The following is a 13,769-nucleotide window of genomic DNA, read 5'->3' as shown; positions in this document are numbered from 1 at the left end:
ATATAATCAATCATATTGTCGTACCCGAATTCTTTTAATCTGATGCGAACAATTTCTTCTTCATCTGCATCTTCTCCAAAAGCAAACATCGCTTCTTTACATCCATATTTTTCAGCTTCTTTTAAATCTGCTAAAATTTCTTCTTTTGTTTTAAGAATTATTGCTTCGGGATCATCAGGGTTCTTTTTAAAATTACAATATCCACAATCATTTCTGCAAATTTCAGTTAATGGTATGAATATATTTTTAGAATAAGTAATAAGATTATTCTCCCTATATTCTGCAGTTTCTAACATATATTTCACAATATCTGTCTTTTTTGCAGTTAATATAGTGAGAATTTCTTCTTTAGTTAAATTTGACATATTTAATCTTAATGTTCTGAAACAGTAACTTCCACATAGAGTGGAGGTATTTCATTTTTATCTTCCCAAATGGCAATTACAACATCAAAGCTTGGAAGTTCAAATACTTTATAAGCAACCACCAGTCCCATAGATTCTAATTCTTCTTTCATTCTGATGAATCCTTTACTATCTATGCTTGCTGTAGTTTTTTCATTACTTTTAATGTGTTTATCTCCTGATTTGAGAACTTCCTCGATTTTATCGGAGTCAGCATTTATTTCTGTTCCACCAAGAATTTCTCCAATTTCCATAAGCTTGGAATCAAAAGAGTCTATAGGCAATACTTTTCTAGATTTTCCTCTAACAATTAGAATACTTTCGTTATCAATTGCAGGTCTAGAACCTTTAAATGAATCGAAAAAACCCATTACTTCGCCTGCAATTTCGTATGTTTTTTTCATTAAACCAGATCCTATTGAATCTTTAATTCTTCTTTTAATTCACCCATTGTTGTTACTTTTTCAGCAAATGCATTGTGTCTGTGAATACTTTCTTCATTTTCTTGTCTTGAAGTAATTAAAGTATCATCTGGGAAATCATGATATTTTGTTGCAATTTTTTCCATCATGTTCCTGACACAATCTTCAACAAAAACAGGTTTTCTATGCGCGTTCATAACAGTCGCATTTTCATCGGGTCTTTTTAATAGTTCACATACTGGTGAACTCATTGAAGTTTCAATAATTTCAATAATGTCTTCAGCTTTAACAAGTTTATCTTTAGGAACTTCGATTAACAGTGTTCCAATTCCTCTTTGGTTATGTGAAGCAAAAGTAACTGTGTCCAATACTTTTTGTGTAGTCTCTTCATCTAAAAATTCTAATAATTTATTTTTGTCTGATTCTCTTACGGATTCTTGTGCGCATGGACAGACTGTCATTCCAATTACTTCAGCACCAATACTTTTTTTAATAGTGACTTCTCCATTTTCATCCCTATAACCAATAGCTTTTGCTTTTAATTTGGCCATTTCTTGGGTTTTATTTTTAGTCACTGGAGATTCTTTCATAAACATGAAATCAGTAGTCATTGATATTTCAACACGTTTGGCATATTCGTGTTTTGCCATCATCTTGTCAACAATTTTTGCACATAATGTTTCAACGGCTACTCCTTTATCGTTAGCAACAGTTTCAAGAACTTCACTAATTGCTTCAGGATTCCGGGACATGTGTACTCCTTTTTGATCATTTGGTAAGTCTACAAATGCATCAAATGTTGGGAGCAGTATTATAGGTCTTTTATTTACTCTTTCTAGTTGCAATAATTTCTTTACTCCTGTTACACCTACTCTTGTTAATTTAATAGGTATGCTTGGAGTGTCATCTTGGGTGTCGGGTAAGCATACTGCCAATTTAATAACCTCTAAATTTTAGTTAAATATTAATATTTATTGCATCTTCCTATTTATATATTTAAAGGATTATTTTGATTTTGTAATGTATTTTTTGCTATATGCAATAAGATTTGTATTTCACATCGTATTTTAAAAATAGTCTGTAATAATGTAAAATATGTTGAATTAAAGTTAATGAAAAAAAAGAATTAAGTGTGCAGTTGTTATTAATCAACTGCATAACTAATTTATAAAATGTTTGAAGATCCCATATCTTCTTTGATAACATCTAAAACGGTTTGAGTATAAGTTCTTTCTATAATTGGGTCTTTTAATAGTTCTTTGATAAATGAATTTAATTCATTGGTATTTCTGAATTTCGCAATTAGAAATGCATCATATTCTCCGGTAACGTCGTATATTCCGACAACATTTTTATTGAAGAAGGTTTTTTCTTCCCAGTTTTTGAGTTTTCCCCCTTTAACTCTTACTCCAATGATTGTGGTTAATACAAAACCTAACTTTTCGTGGTCTATAACTGGGGAGAATTTCTTAATAACTCCGGATTTAACCATTTTATCAATACGATTGTGTACTGTACCTACAGATACATCTAAACTACGTGAGATTTGCCTATATGATGTTCTAACATCTTCATTAATGATTTTTAGAATGTTTACATCTGTATCATCAAGTTTTACAACATTATCTTTTGTTTTTACCATTATAATCACTTCATATTTTTACCAATATCCAAAAACTAATATTGTAGTTATAGTTTATATAAATTAGTATTAATCGTTCATCATATTTAAACATTCTTTTATTTTTAATTATTTTTTATTTATTTGATATTTTTTCCATGTTTTTTTTCTTATGTCATTTGTTATTTTTTTTCATATGTTGTTATATTATTTAGTTATTAATTTATGATGATGTAATATTGTTTAATGGTTGTGTGTTTGTCATTCAGTTGAAAAATTAATTAGTATTTCTTTCAAGTTTTCAATAGTTGCATTGGTTTTTATTCCTAAGGGGTTATAATGGGTTTTAACTGCATAAAATCCTTGCTTTTTAATTTCGTCAAAAATTAAATCAAGTTTCGGAGCACTAATTTTCAATGATTTACAGATGCTGTGAACATCAAAAAAAGTTGCTGGCGCATCTGATTCTTCAAGACAACTATTTAGTAATTTTAATGCTTGTTTTTCAGTATTTATTTTCTTATAATTGGTTTCATCAATCATTTTTTCTATGAATTCTTTATTTTGGATATTTCCTAGCCATAATGGGCCTGCATGTATTAATTTTTCACCGCATACTGGACAGTTTTCTTCAAGTGCACTGGCCAATTCTTTGCTTGTCTGTCTGTGTAGGCAATGTTTGCAATGACTGATGTATCCAATGTTTTTCAGTGTTTCATCACTTTTTTTAGAACCTTTTTCAATTTTTATGTATAATCTCATATAATGTTCGGTACTGTGTGACATTAAAATTTTTATACATTTTGAATATTTTGCAAAAGTAAGCGCTACAAAACCTGCCAGAATTCTAATCCCGTTTTCATGACAGTATTCACTTTTATATGGTTTAGCATTATATTTTCTAATGCATGGTTCCTTGTAGGTTCCGCATAATGCTGAGGTATCTGTTGCTGTAACGCATAATAAAGAATTTCTGCGGGCACAGTATCCTGCTGAATCTAGAAATGGTGAAGGGGTTCCGAAAGGATCGATATCGATGACATCAAATTCTCCCCGTTTCATTCTTAAAAACATGCTGGCATCATGTTGGTGAACTTCAATATCTTCTAAATTGTTCAATTCAATATTATGCTGTTCGTATTGATTTGCCAATTCACTTATGTCATTAATAAATACGTTTCCGATTCCATCAATTTCATTTTTATAGCGGATGCCTCTGATTCCGCTGCCTCCGAACAAATCACATATATTAAGTTCTCTTTGCTCTTGTTTTTGAAATGCTTGAATAGCAAGAATTGATAAATCCCTATTCAGTTCCATGTGGGGATTGTAAAAAACAGGCGCTTCAGATGAAACTTTATCAAACTCGGGAAATTCAATTTTTGTTAATCCCTCTTCAATTTGTTTAATTTTATATTCATCCATTAATTCACACTCATATTATCTTTGTTAATTATGTAATGTTTTAAATATTATTAGATTTAAATATTAGTATAATAATTAATCTAATTTTATATTTATGGTGATAATTGTGTCAGAGATTAAAGTTCCTATTGCAAAACCAATAATTGGCGATGAAGAAATTGAAAATGTAGTTGAAGTTTTAAAATCTGGAATGATTGCTCAAGGTCCTAAAGTTGCAGAATTTGAACAAAAATTTGCAGAATGGGTTGGAGCAGAATATGGTGTTGCTGTCAATTCAGGTACTGCTGCATTACATGTTGCTTTGTTGTCTGCAGGTATTGGAAAAGGTGATGAAGTAATTACCACTCCTTTCACTTTTATTGCTAGTGGAAACTCTATTTTATACACTGGTGCTAAACCCGTATTTGCAGATATTGATTTAAAAACTTATACAATATCTCCTGACTCTATTGAAAAATTAATAACTGAGAATACTCAGGCTATTATGCCGGTTCAATTATATGGACAATCTGCAAACATGGATAGAATTAATGAAATAGCAGAAAAACATGGATTAATTGTTATTGAAGATGCCGCTCAGGCTCATGGTGCGATGTGTAATGGGGAAAAAGTTGGTAGTTTGGGAGACATGTCCTGTTTCAGTTTCTATCCAACTAAAAACATGACAACTTCTGAAGGTGGAATGATTACCACTGATGATGAAGATTTGGCTGAAAATGCTAGAATATTCAGAGCTCATGGTGCTAGTGTCAGATATCATCATGATGATGTAGGTTATAATTTCAGAATGACTGACATTTCCGCAGCAATAGGTCTTGCACAATTAAATAAAATTGATGAATTTAATGAAAAAAGAATTGAAAATGCTGATTATTTAAACAATGGTTTAAAAGAAGTGGATGGTGTTGTAACTCCTTATTGTTCATATGGATCAAAACATGTATACCATCAATACACTATTCGTGTTGAAAAAGGAAATCGTGATGATTGGGTGGATATAATTAATGATTGCGGTGTTGGAACTGGAATTCATTATCCTATTCCATTATACAATCAACCAGTTTATAAAACATTAGGAATTGAAGGGCATTGTCCTAATGCTGAACTTGCAGCCGACAATGTAATTTCCCTTCCGGTCCATCCGTCTCTTACAAAAGAAGATTTGGATTTGGTAATTGAAGCTGTTAAAACTGCTTCTTCCAAAATCTAATTTTTTTTCATTTTAACATTTTGTTAACGGTATCGACTTTTGCATCTAATGTTCTATTTTCTAAATCTCTTCTATCATCTACTTTTATAACTGTATATACTCTGCCAATGCCTAATTCGAATAGGGCTTCTTGGGCAGTTGCTATTGCTGAATATAATTCTTCTAAGTTTTCTGCTTCTATTTGTGTTCCCATTCCTGTTAATTGATAATTTAACCCGGAATCTTTAATGGATTGAACAGCAGCAGTTACATAATCTTTGCATTCTGTAGTTTCTGTTCCAACAGGCAGTATTGCAAAATCACATGTTATCATTTTTTTCACCTGGTAAAATTATTTATTTATCTTTGTATAAATTAATTTAGTAATGGTTAAATTAAACAAAGAAGAATTCAATGAAAAGATTTTTACAAGAATAAATAAATTAATTGATGATTATTCCCTAATTAAAAAAAATGAGTTAATTGCTGTTGCTTTATCTGGTGGAAAGGACAGTGTTTTGACTTTACATGCTCTTAAAAATTATCAAAAGTTTTTAGATTTTGATTTAGTGGCAATTAGTGTTGATGAGGGTATTGAAGGTTACAGACAACATGGAATTGATTCTGCTATTAAAAATGCAGAGGATTTGGATATTGAACTTGTTCAAAAATCATTTAAGGATGATGAAGGTTTTGCTTTAGACGATATCTATCAGGACTTTAAAAGTGCTTGCATTCCGTGTGGGGTGTTCAGAAGAAACATCCTAAATAAAACCGCTTATGAATTGGGGGCCTGTAAAATTGCCACTGGGCATAATTTAGATGATGAAATTCAATCCTTTTTAATGAGTTTCGCTCGAGGGGATACAATAAAGTTTTCTAAATTTGGTCCCGAACTGGATGTGATTCATCCGAAATTGGTTCCAAGGATTAAACCTTTGTGGAATACTCCAGAAAAAGAAGTTGGGATGTGGGCGGTTTTAAATGATATTGATATTCATTTGGATGAGTGTCCTTATTCTCATTTATCTTTAAGAGCTAAAATTAAAGAGTTTTTAAATGTAAATGAAGATAAATATCCAGGTATTAAAAATAATGTTATGGAATCGTTTCAAAAAATATTAACTTTTGAAAATGATATCTCCACAAGCCTTAATGAATGTGAAGTTTGTGGTGAACCAACTTCATCAAATATCTGTAAGGCTTGTGAATTAAAAAAATTAATTTCTGAGAATTGCGAAGGCCATATAAATAACAAATAATGAAACCAATATAATTCCTTCTTTTTTATCGTATTTTTCTTGAGTTTTACCAAATATGAAACATAATATGGTGACTCCAACCATAAATAGCACATCTGTCATCATGCTTGGGTCGAGAGGTATTTGGCTTATTGCACTACTTGCACCAAGTACGAATAATATGTTAAATATGTTTGACCCAATCACATTACCTATAACCAACTGATTTTCTCCTTTCTTTAAAGCAGTAAGTGAGGTTACAAGTTCTGGTAAAGATGTACCAATTGCCACGATTGTCAAACCAACCAATGTTTCACTCATTCCAAGTGCTATTGCTATATTTGATGCACTGTTTACAACTAAATCTCCACCAACTACGATACCTGTAAGTCCTACAATAATGAATATTGCACTTTTTAGTGGAGTTAATTTCGCTTTTTCAACCACATTAGCATCTTTGGATTTTCTAGCATTTTTAACAAGATAAAATATGTAACATATTAATATTAAAAGTAAAATTATTCCTTCTATATTGGCAATATTCCAACCCATGAATATGAATATTGCGAGTAATAAAGTTATTCCAACAAGAAATGGCAAATCTTTATTCAAAACACTTTTTTCCATTAGTAAATCGCCTAATAATGCACAAATACCTATAACCATCAAAATATTAAATAAGTTACTTCCGATAACATTACTTACAGCCATTGCATTGCTTCCAGTTAATGATGAAGTAATTGAAACTGCAGCTTCAGGAGCGCTTGTTCCAAATGCAACTATAGTAAGTCCAACAATTATTGTTGGAATTTTTAGAAGGGATGCAACACTGCTTGCGCCATCAACAAAAAAGTCAGAACCTTTAATTAAAAATACAAATCCCACTATTAATAAAACAAATTGTAAAATTATTGAAGCATCCATTTTTATTCCTCTTCTTCATTTGGTTCTTGAGGTTCTAATTCGGTTACAAGAACTTTATCAATTTGGTGACCGTCAATATCTATAATTTCAAATATGAACCTTCCACATTCATATTTGTCTTTTTCATCAGGTATTGTTCCACTCAAACTCAATATAAATCCTGCAAGAGTGGTATATCCATCTTCCTCTTCATCAGGTAGTGTGTCATTAAATTCAAATAGTTCTTTAAATCTGTCTATTGGGTATCTTCCGTCAATTAACCATGTTCCATCATCTCTTTCAATGGCTTGTGGTTCGTCATCTTCGTCAATACCTGGAATGTCTCCTACAATACCTTCAAGTAAATCGTTTAATGTAATTAAACCTTCTACACTTCCAAATTCATCAACAACAAGTGACATATGAACATAACCCTGATTTTCTTTGAATTCTTTTAATAATTCCAGTGTTTCTAAATGTTCAGAAACTACTAATGGTTCTTTAACGATTTTTTGAACATCAAATTTTTCTTCACTGAACATTGCTGAAAGAATATCTTTTGCTTGTACAACTCCAATGAAATCGTCAAGTTCTCCGCTTGCAATTGGGAAAATTGACCTTTTACTTTCAATAATTTTCACTTTGTTAATATCACGTTCATCCTCAAGGTCAATCCATATTATTTCATTACGGGGTGTCATTATGCTTTCAACTTTTTGGTCATCAAGTTTGAAAACCCTTTTGATTATGTCTTCTTCTTCCTGTTCAATTGTTCCATCTTCTCTTCCCTCTTTAATCATTAATTCGATTTCTTCTTCGGTAACTATGTCATTATTTTTGTTTTCGATTCTCAGTAACCATAAAAGGAAGCTGCTTGATTTTGCAAGAACAAAACTCACGGGTTTTGAAACTTTTGAAAGAATCACCATGCTCTTTGCAACTTTTAGTGATACTCTTTCTGGATCGTTTAATGCAATAACTTTAGGAACGATTTCTCCTACGACTAATGTGAGGTATGTAGTAATTATAACTACTATGGCTACGCTTATCGGTTCGCTGTAAGGTACAAAAGAAATCATGCTAGCGAGAGGTTCTGCTAATGTAACTCCACCAAAAGCACCAGTTAAAACACCAATAAGTGAAATTCCTATTTGGACTGTTGATAAAAATTCGTTTGGATCTTCTAGTAACTCCATGACAATTTCAGCATTTTTATTTCCTTCTTCTAAGTATTTTTGCATTTTTGCTTTTCTAACAGAAACAACAGCCAATTCAGCCATTGATAAATATCCTGTGAGTATTATTAATATTAATATTATAATTATCTCGAGTATCGTTCCAATCATTTTTAACAGACCATTAAAACTAGTTATAGGTCACTGGCTAGTTGAAAGTCAGTGTTGCCATATATTTTATCTTGCATTTCTTGAACTGCTAGTGAAGCATCTTCTCTTGTAGCCACTTTCTTAAATATTCGTCTTGATTTAACTTTCAAGGTTTTTCCACAAACACATTTGCGTGTAGCCACTCCTTCCTTTGCATATAATGCACGACCACAGTCACAACGAAATATAAGATACATGATAATTTTTCCATTTAAAATTAATTGTAATTATGAATATATTAAAAGATATTATATAAAATTTTCACTATCCGCCAAATATTTTCATGAATAAAGGTATGAAAACTTGGGATGGTAAAATTATTAAAGTTGCTATGCTGACTCCTATATTGGTACCAACAACAACCAACAGTATTCTAAAGATATTATTCTGCCATAAATCTTTAAAATTTTTAACATGCGCTAAATTTTTTATGTCCCTTTGTCTGACTTTTCTAAATTTAGCTTCAGTTAAACCTGAAAACCAACCTGCTGCAAGCAATGGATGAATAATGGTTAGAGGAGCTACAACTCCTCCGACAATTGCGGATTGGATTTTTGAGCCTGAAAGTATTGAACCAATAAATCCCATTATCATACTGATTATTATAAATTCATATAAGTTTCCGGTTATATTTATCCCGCTAAGGTATGCCAGAAAAAATATCACAACAAATAAAATTGGAATAAGTGCTAGGATTATTTTAACCCATGGAATTCCACCTTTTTTATCAAGGCTTTCCAATTCATGAATTGGAGGTAATGTTTCAGGATTATCCAGATATCTGATAATTCCCGGTTTATGTCCAGCTCCAACAACTGCAATTACATGGTCTTGAGGTATTTGAAGTAGTTTTCCTGCAAGATATGCATCTCTTTCATGAACAAGAACTTCATATACACTTGGAGCTTCATCTTTAAACATTTCCATTAAATCATCGAGGTTCTCGGGGTTTTTCAATTCTTCAATGTCAATTTCCTCTTCTTCATCATCACCGCCAACGACGGATGTCAGAAGTCCAAATAAAAATTTAGCTTTTTCAACAAATCCCATCTTATTTAAAGCTCTTTGAAGTGTAGTATTAATTTCTCTATCTATTAAGGCTATAGGTATTCCTAAGTCTTCACATGCTTCAATTGCACCAATCATTTCTGATCCTGGTTTCACATCAACATCGGCACCAATTTTTGATTGGAAATATCCTAGAAGGGTTGTAGTAAAAAATAGCCCTACCTTGTTTTCTTTTATTATCTGGGTGACAGATATTGCATCATCTTCTTCTATTCCCATCATTTGATTTTTTATTCTGATGTATCTTCCTCTGTCGAGTTCTATTGCCACAACTTCGGGATGTTGTTCATAAATGGCATCTTTTACTTCATCAACACTTTCTGAAGATACATGCGCAGTACCGATTATTGTTAAGCATTCTCTTTTCATTAATAATACACTTCTTTAATAGTTTAATTATATCTAATAATATTATGAAAATATGATATATAAACTTAATCTTTAATCAATTTTAATTCATTATTTTCATAGATTGCAACATTGGTTGTAATGTTTTTACTAAAGCAGCATTCAATGTCCTTTTCGTGATTAAGTCCTTTTAAACGTTTACCTGACCTGCAGTTATAAAATCCCTCTTTTAAAGCTTCATAATCTCTACTTGCCAATATTGCAGCTTTGGCATAATCATTTAATTCATATTCATCGGAATATTGGCAAATCCAATATAATATTTCTCCGGAGGCTAAAAAGTCTTCAAGTGCAAAATTTCCTTTTACTCCTGCCATCACAACATCAATATGGTCTTTAGCCAGTAGCGTACTTTTTTTTCCAACAGCTTTCGCATTCACCATGCCTCCCACAAGGACTGTGGAATTCATATTTTCAAGAATTCGGGTTCCATTGCTTGTTGTTAATATGAGTGTGTCCTTGTCGGTTTCATATTTTTCTACATTTTGCGGTGAGTTTCCAATATCAAAGCCTTCTATCATTTCGCCTCCACGTTCTCCAGCAATAACACAGTCATATTTCTCTTTTAATTTAAATGCTTCTTCTGGTGTAAAACAAGGAATTATTCTATTAAAATTGTTCAGGGCAAGGGTTATGGTTGTACTTGCTCTTAATGCATCTACCATTATTGATACATCGTCACTGCTTGTTTTTTCAAAACTTAATGTTACCTTCATAAAATAATTTATATTTTATATTAGTATAATAATATTATTATGAAAATTGTCACAACACCCATGTGCGAAGAAATTGTAAAGTTGGCCGGAATTTCAAACTATGTTGTAAATAAATATCCTGATGAGGAAGATGGTGATTTGGCTATTTTACTTTCAGAAAGTAAAGTTGAAATGGATTCGTTACCAATTAAACTGAATACTCCCGTGCAAGTTTTTGAAAGTATCAAAAAAGTTTCTAAAGTTGCTCAAAATGAATTGTCTGATGAGGAAATCAATTCATTTTTTGAAGATTATGAACTTTCATCTAAATATTTGAATTCACATTTTAAAAGGGATATTAACATTAAGGTTTATTCGGAATTTTTAAAGGATATAGTTTCGGATATGGGGTTCAATATAGTTGATAATGACTTTGATTTTGTTGTTTTCCCGGATTATTTGAAAGATAATGTGATTGAAACCGATAATTTGGTTGAAATTCCATCACATGGATTTGTTTCAAAAAATCCCTTTGAAAGAATAGAGGTAAGATATTCCATTTTGGAAAATTTAATATAGTTAGAAAATAAAAATCTATTAATATATTATATAAATTGCATTTTTTAGAGAGTTGTTAAAAATGTATGAATCATTGATATTTACCGGTGGAGTTCACAAAAGCGAAGAAATTAAAGAATTGATTGAAGATTTGGGAGGATTTATTCTTCAAGAAAGTATTCAACAGATGGAGTTAGTTTTAAATTTAGCAGTTCCTATAGAAGATGTTGATAAAATTGAAGAAAAATCCCATGAATTGTTAGCTAAATTGGCTGTAGCTCCTATGGCAGGTTCTGAAATAGCAATTATTTCTCCAACTTTGGCTAGACATCATTTGCCTCATGCTGCTTGTGATATCTCTGAATATTTACGGGAATTCGGTGCAAAAGATAATATGATTGGTCTTGCAAGAGGGGATGGAAAAGGAACTTCAGGCATTACTGAAAATGAAAAAAGCCTAATTGAAGAACATGATATTGCAGTCTTTGTATTAGGCAGTTTCGAAAATTGTATTAAAGAAAAATCTTTCTTATATGATGATATTGACATTCCTGTAATTGTAACAGGGGCTCCTGATATTCCTGTTGAAGAACTTCCTGGTGCAGATGCCTATGTTGGTGGTCTTGGTAGAATTCCAAGAAGGCTCAGAAGGGGACCTGATGTACGCGCACTTGATAAATTGGTTGAAACTATCGAACAAATATTGGGTGATAAAAAACGTGAAATGACTCTCGATGCACCATTGGTACCTTCCATTGTTGTAAAAAATGCAATTGAAAATCAAGTTGATGAAATTAAGGACGTAATTTCTCCAACACCTGTAACTTCACAATTGGATGGTGTTCGTGTAAAATTAAATTATGATAAATATGCCGATCTGATAGCCAATGTTGTTATTGACGGTAAAAAATTATCAGAAATTGCTGAAATTAAAAAGTCATTTATGTATGATTATATTTTAGTAAAAATAAATAGTGAGAGTTCTCTTGTTGAGAATTCAAACTAACTCTCTTTTTTTTTAAATTCTTCTCATTCCGAAGAAGTTTATTGCATCAACCAAATCATTAAATTGTTCTAATTCTCGTTCTATGACATTTTCATCAGTCATGTCGATGCTTAATTCCCCATCCATACTTAAGGTATCCGGACCTCGGCCTATAAGTCTTTCGACTCCATCGGCACTTAAAATCCTTTCAGCGTCAAGTTGATGAACAAAGGACCTTCCAGGTATTATTGCAGTATCTTTTATTTCGCTTAAATCAAGTTTTTCCAAATCTTCTTTTGTAATTAGGCAAGCTATTTCTTTTTCACATGCAACAACATTGACATTTTCTCCGGTTTCTAATTTTGAAAATATTTTGGAGAGATACGGCTCTGCAATTTTTGAAGTAATGATTGTTGCTTCACCTGTGATAGGTTTGATAAATTGAAGGAATACTTCATTTTCATCTTTAGCTATTGCAAATGGCCCTCCAGTTTCAGGGTCACATACTGGTGTTCCGCTAACCCTAAATTTATATTCGGAATTAATCTGTTTAACAAGTTCGCCAAATTCTTCAACAGGCTGTGATTCAAGGCCTTTTATGATTGGTTCATTACCCAATATTAATCCTTCATTAAATGTATTTGCAAATCTCATTAATAGCATTCCTTTTGCACCCCATTCTTCCAATGAGTTGCAGGTTTCTCTTAAAACATCACCATCATTAACGCCAGGGATAATTACCGCAGCACCTGTCAGATCAATATTTTCACAAAATATCTGGCATGCTTTTAGGGCTTCTGTAGGGTTAGGGTCTTTAACCCACTCCTTTCGAAGTTTGGGGTCAGATGAAAAAATAGTAAATGAAACTTCTTTAACGCCATTATTGATTAATCTTGTAGCCATATCCGAGTCATCTATTCCTTTTCCGCAGGTATATCCTAAAACTGATGAAATTGAAAATTGGTTTAGATTGGCAGTTAGATTTTCGAGGTGGGGATAACAGCTTATATCGCCCCCTCCACTTATGTAAGCACTTATTTCCCCTTGATGCCCCATTGCCATCATCATTGCAGTTTGGACTTCATTCATCACTTCAAATGGTGATTTAAAATCACCCTGTGTTTCGGAAACTCCTTTACTGCACCTTTCACAACCAATCTTATTGGGTAGACAATGTGCACAGCCAAAACTTTTAACTTCTTTTACCTTTCTAAAGTAACAGTATTTACAAAAACCGTTACAGTCTCTTCCAGGTATGCCTCCAACATCTGCTACAAGTTGCATATTATTTAATTTTTATTTTTATTTTATATAAAAATTCACGATTTTTCTTGGAGAAATTTCTTATTACTTTTAGTATTATTTATTACTATTGAACCTTAAAGTAATAATTTATTATTTTCTTTTATTTTTATGAATTCATATGATTTTAACTTTATTTTTAGAAAATTAATTGTATTTATAT

At 31.7% G+C, this 13,769-nt stretch carries 16 protein-coding genes; 4 read left to right on the top strand and 12 right to left on the bottom strand.

The features are described from left to right. The 5 genes from UIB65_RS08780 to UIB65_RS08760 form a co-directional block, all read right to left on the bottom strand. Positions 1–365 (bottom strand): radical SAM protein (locus UIB65_RS08780; RefSeq protein ID WP_330040995.1); only part of this gene is annotated, 365 nt, incomplete at its 3' end. An 8-nt stretch (positions 366–373) separates the two neighbouring features. Next, positions 374–808 (bottom strand): DUF2120 family protein, encoded by a 435-nt coding sequence (locus UIB65_RS08775; protein WP_296804410.1) that lies wholly within the window; start codon positions 806–808, stop codon positions 374–376. Between the two features lie 11 nt (positions 809–819). Next, positions 820–1,761 carry a GTP cyclohydrolase MptA gene (gene mptA / locus UIB65_RS08770; RefSeq protein ID WP_296804409.1) on the bottom strand — a complete coding sequence of 314 codons (942 nt, stop codon included), beginning with the start codon at positions 1,759–1,761 and terminating at the stop codon, positions 820–822. 230 nt (positions 1,762–1,991) lie between these two features. Beyond that, positions 1,992–2,468: an Lrp/AsnC family transcriptional regulator gene (locus UIB65_RS08765; RefSeq protein WP_296804408.1), complete on the bottom strand. Its 477-nt coding sequence runs from the start codon at positions 2,466–2,468 to the stop codon at positions 1,992–1,994. A 240-nt stretch (positions 2,469–2,708) separates the two neighbouring features. Beyond that, the gene (locus tag UIB65_RS08760) at positions 2,709–3,872 is read right to left on the bottom strand and encodes a tRNA (guanine(10)-N(2))-dimethyltransferase (RefSeq protein WP_296804407.1); all 1,164 of its coding nucleotides are present in this window, start codon (positions 3,870–3,872) and stop codon (positions 2,709–2,711) included. A 106-nt stretch (positions 3,873–3,978) separates the two neighbouring features. On the opposite strand from UIB65_RS08760, the gene UIB65_RS08755 reads away from it, so the two are divergent. Then, positions 3,979–5,082 carry a DegT/DnrJ/EryC1/StrS family aminotransferase gene (locus UIB65_RS08755; RefSeq protein WP_296804406.1) on the top strand — a complete coding sequence of 368 codons (1,104 nt, stop codon included), beginning with the start codon at positions 3,979–3,981 and terminating at the stop codon, positions 5,080–5,082. A 7-nt stretch (positions 5,083–5,089) separates the two neighbouring features. Here UIB65_RS08755 and UIB65_RS08750 read toward each other — a convergent pair whose 3' ends face one another. Then, on the bottom strand, positions 5,090–5,395 hold the full coding sequence (locus UIB65_RS08750) for an MTH1187 family thiamine-binding protein (protein ID WP_296804405.1): 306 nt from the start codon (positions 5,393–5,395) through the stop codon (positions 5,090–5,092). A 52-nt stretch (positions 5,396–5,447) separates the two neighbouring features. Here UIB65_RS08750 and UIB65_RS08745 point away from each other — a divergent pair, with 52 nt between their 5' ends. Then, entirely contained in the window at positions 5,448–6,323 is an 876-nt protein-coding gene (locus UIB65_RS08745) for a TIGR00269 family protein (RefSeq protein WP_330040991.1), read from the top strand. On the opposite strand, the gene UIB65_RS08740 is transcribed toward UIB65_RS08745, so the two are convergent. The 5 genes from UIB65_RS08740 to comB form a co-directional block, all read right to left on the bottom strand. Further along, entirely contained in the window at positions 6,282–7,226 is a 945-nt protein-coding gene (locus UIB65_RS08740) for a calcium/sodium antiporter (protein WP_330040990.1), read from the bottom strand. The genes UIB65_RS08745 and UIB65_RS08740 overlap by 42 nt on opposite strands. Positions 7,227–7,228: 2 nt before the next feature. Further along, positions 7,229–8,551 carry a hemolysin family protein gene (locus UIB65_RS08735; RefSeq protein ID WP_330040988.1) on the bottom strand — a complete coding sequence of 441 codons (1,323 nt, stop codon included), beginning with the start codon at positions 8,549–8,551 and terminating at the stop codon, positions 7,229–7,231. A 23-nt stretch (positions 8,552–8,574) separates the two neighbouring features. Beyond that, complete coding sequence (locus UIB65_RS08730; RefSeq protein ID WP_296804401.1) at positions 8,575–8,787, bottom strand: DUF1922 domain-containing protein; 213 nt, start codon at positions 8,785–8,787, stop codon at positions 8,575–8,577. A 67-nt stretch (positions 8,788–8,854) separates the two neighbouring features. After that, positions 8,855–10,027, bottom strand: coding sequence for a TraB/GumN family protein (locus UIB65_RS08725; RefSeq protein ID WP_330040987.1), 1,173 nt, complete (start codon positions 10,025–10,027; stop codon positions 8,855–8,857). Positions 10,028–10,092: 65 nt separating this feature from the next. Beyond that, on the bottom strand, positions 10,093–10,782 hold the full coding sequence (gene comB / locus UIB65_RS08720) for a 2-phosphosulfolactate phosphatase (RefSeq protein ID WP_330040986.1): 690 nt from the start codon (positions 10,780–10,782) through the stop codon (positions 10,093–10,095). 39 nt (positions 10,783–10,821) lie between these two features. Here comB and UIB65_RS08715 point away from each other — a divergent pair, with 39 nt between their 5' ends. Continuing rightward, complete coding sequence (locus UIB65_RS08715; RefSeq protein WP_330040984.1) at positions 10,822–11,340, top strand: hypothetical protein; 519 nt, start codon at positions 10,822–10,824, stop codon at positions 11,338–11,340. A 61-nt stretch (positions 11,341–11,401) separates the two neighbouring features. Then, the gene (locus UIB65_RS08710; RefSeq protein ID WP_330040983.1) at positions 11,402–12,325 is read left to right on the top strand and encodes a methanogenesis marker 7 protein; all 924 of its coding nucleotides are present in this window, start codon (positions 11,402–11,404) and stop codon (positions 12,323–12,325) included. Between the two features lie 12 nt (positions 12,326–12,337). On the opposite strand, the gene mmp10 is transcribed toward UIB65_RS08710, so the two are convergent. Next, entirely contained in the window at positions 12,338–13,588 is a 1,251-nt protein-coding gene (gene mmp10 / locus UIB65_RS08705; protein WP_330040982.1) for a methyl coenzyme M reductase-arginine methyltransferase Mmp10, read from the bottom strand. Between the last annotated feature and the right edge of the window lie 181 nt (positions 13,589–13,769).

Origin of the sequence: Methanobrevibacter sp., assembly GCF_036307625.1 — an archaeon.
Classification (GTDB): domain Archaea; phylum Methanobacteriota; class Methanobacteria; order Methanobacteriales; family Methanobacteriaceae; genus Methanocatella.
Note: the sequence above shows the minus strand (reverse complement) of the source record. Positions and strands in the feature narration are given on the sequence as shown.

Excerpts from the sequence above, each read along its gene's own strand:
- mmp10 (WP_330040982.1), bottom strand. The coding sequence starts at position 13,588 with ATGCAACTTGTAGCAGATGTTGGAGGCATACCTGGAAGAGACTGTAAC.
- UIB65_RS08725 (WP_330040987.1), bottom strand. The coding sequence starts at position 10,027 with ATGAAAAGAGAATGCTTAACAATAATCGGTACTGCGCATGTATCTTCA.
- comB (WP_330040986.1), bottom strand. The coding sequence starts at position 10,782 with ATGAAGGTAACATTAAGTTTTGAAAAAACAAGCAGTGACGATGTATCA.
- UIB65_RS08760 (WP_296804407.1), bottom strand. The coding sequence starts at position 3,872 with ATGGATGAATATAAAATTAAACAAATTGAAGAGGGATTAACAAAAATT.
- UIB65_RS08730 (WP_296804401.1), bottom strand. The coding sequence starts at position 8,787 with ATGTATCTTATATTTCGTTGTGACTGTGGTCGTGCATTATATGCAAAG.
- UIB65_RS08735 (WP_330040988.1), bottom strand. The coding sequence starts at position 8,551 with ATGATTGGAACGATACTCGAGATAATTATAATATTAATATTAATAATA.
- UIB65_RS08765 (WP_296804408.1), bottom strand. The coding sequence starts at position 2,468 with ATGGTAAAAACAAAAGATAATGTTGTAAAACTTGATGATACAGATGTA.
- UIB65_RS08745 (WP_330040991.1), top strand. The coding sequence starts at position 5,448 with ATGGTTAAATTAAACAAAGAAGAATTCAATGAAAAGATTTTTACAAGA.
- UIB65_RS08750 (WP_296804405.1), bottom strand. The coding sequence starts at position 5,395 with ATGATAACATGTGATTTTGCAATACTGCCTGTTGGAACAGAAACTACA.
- UIB65_RS08710 (WP_330040983.1), top strand. The coding sequence starts at position 11,402 with ATGTATGAATCATTGATATTTACCGGTGGAGTTCACAAAAGCGAAGAA.
- UIB65_RS08775 (WP_296804410.1), bottom strand. The coding sequence starts at position 808 with ATGAAAAAAACATACGAAATTGCAGGCGAAGTAATGGGTTTTTTCGAT.
- UIB65_RS08740 (WP_330040990.1), bottom strand. The coding sequence starts at position 7,226 with ATGGATGCTTCAATAATTTTACAATTTGTTTTATTAATAGTGGGATTT.
- UIB65_RS08715 (WP_330040984.1), top strand. The coding sequence starts at position 10,822 with ATGAAAATTGTCACAACACCCATGTGCGAAGAAATTGTAAAGTTGGCC.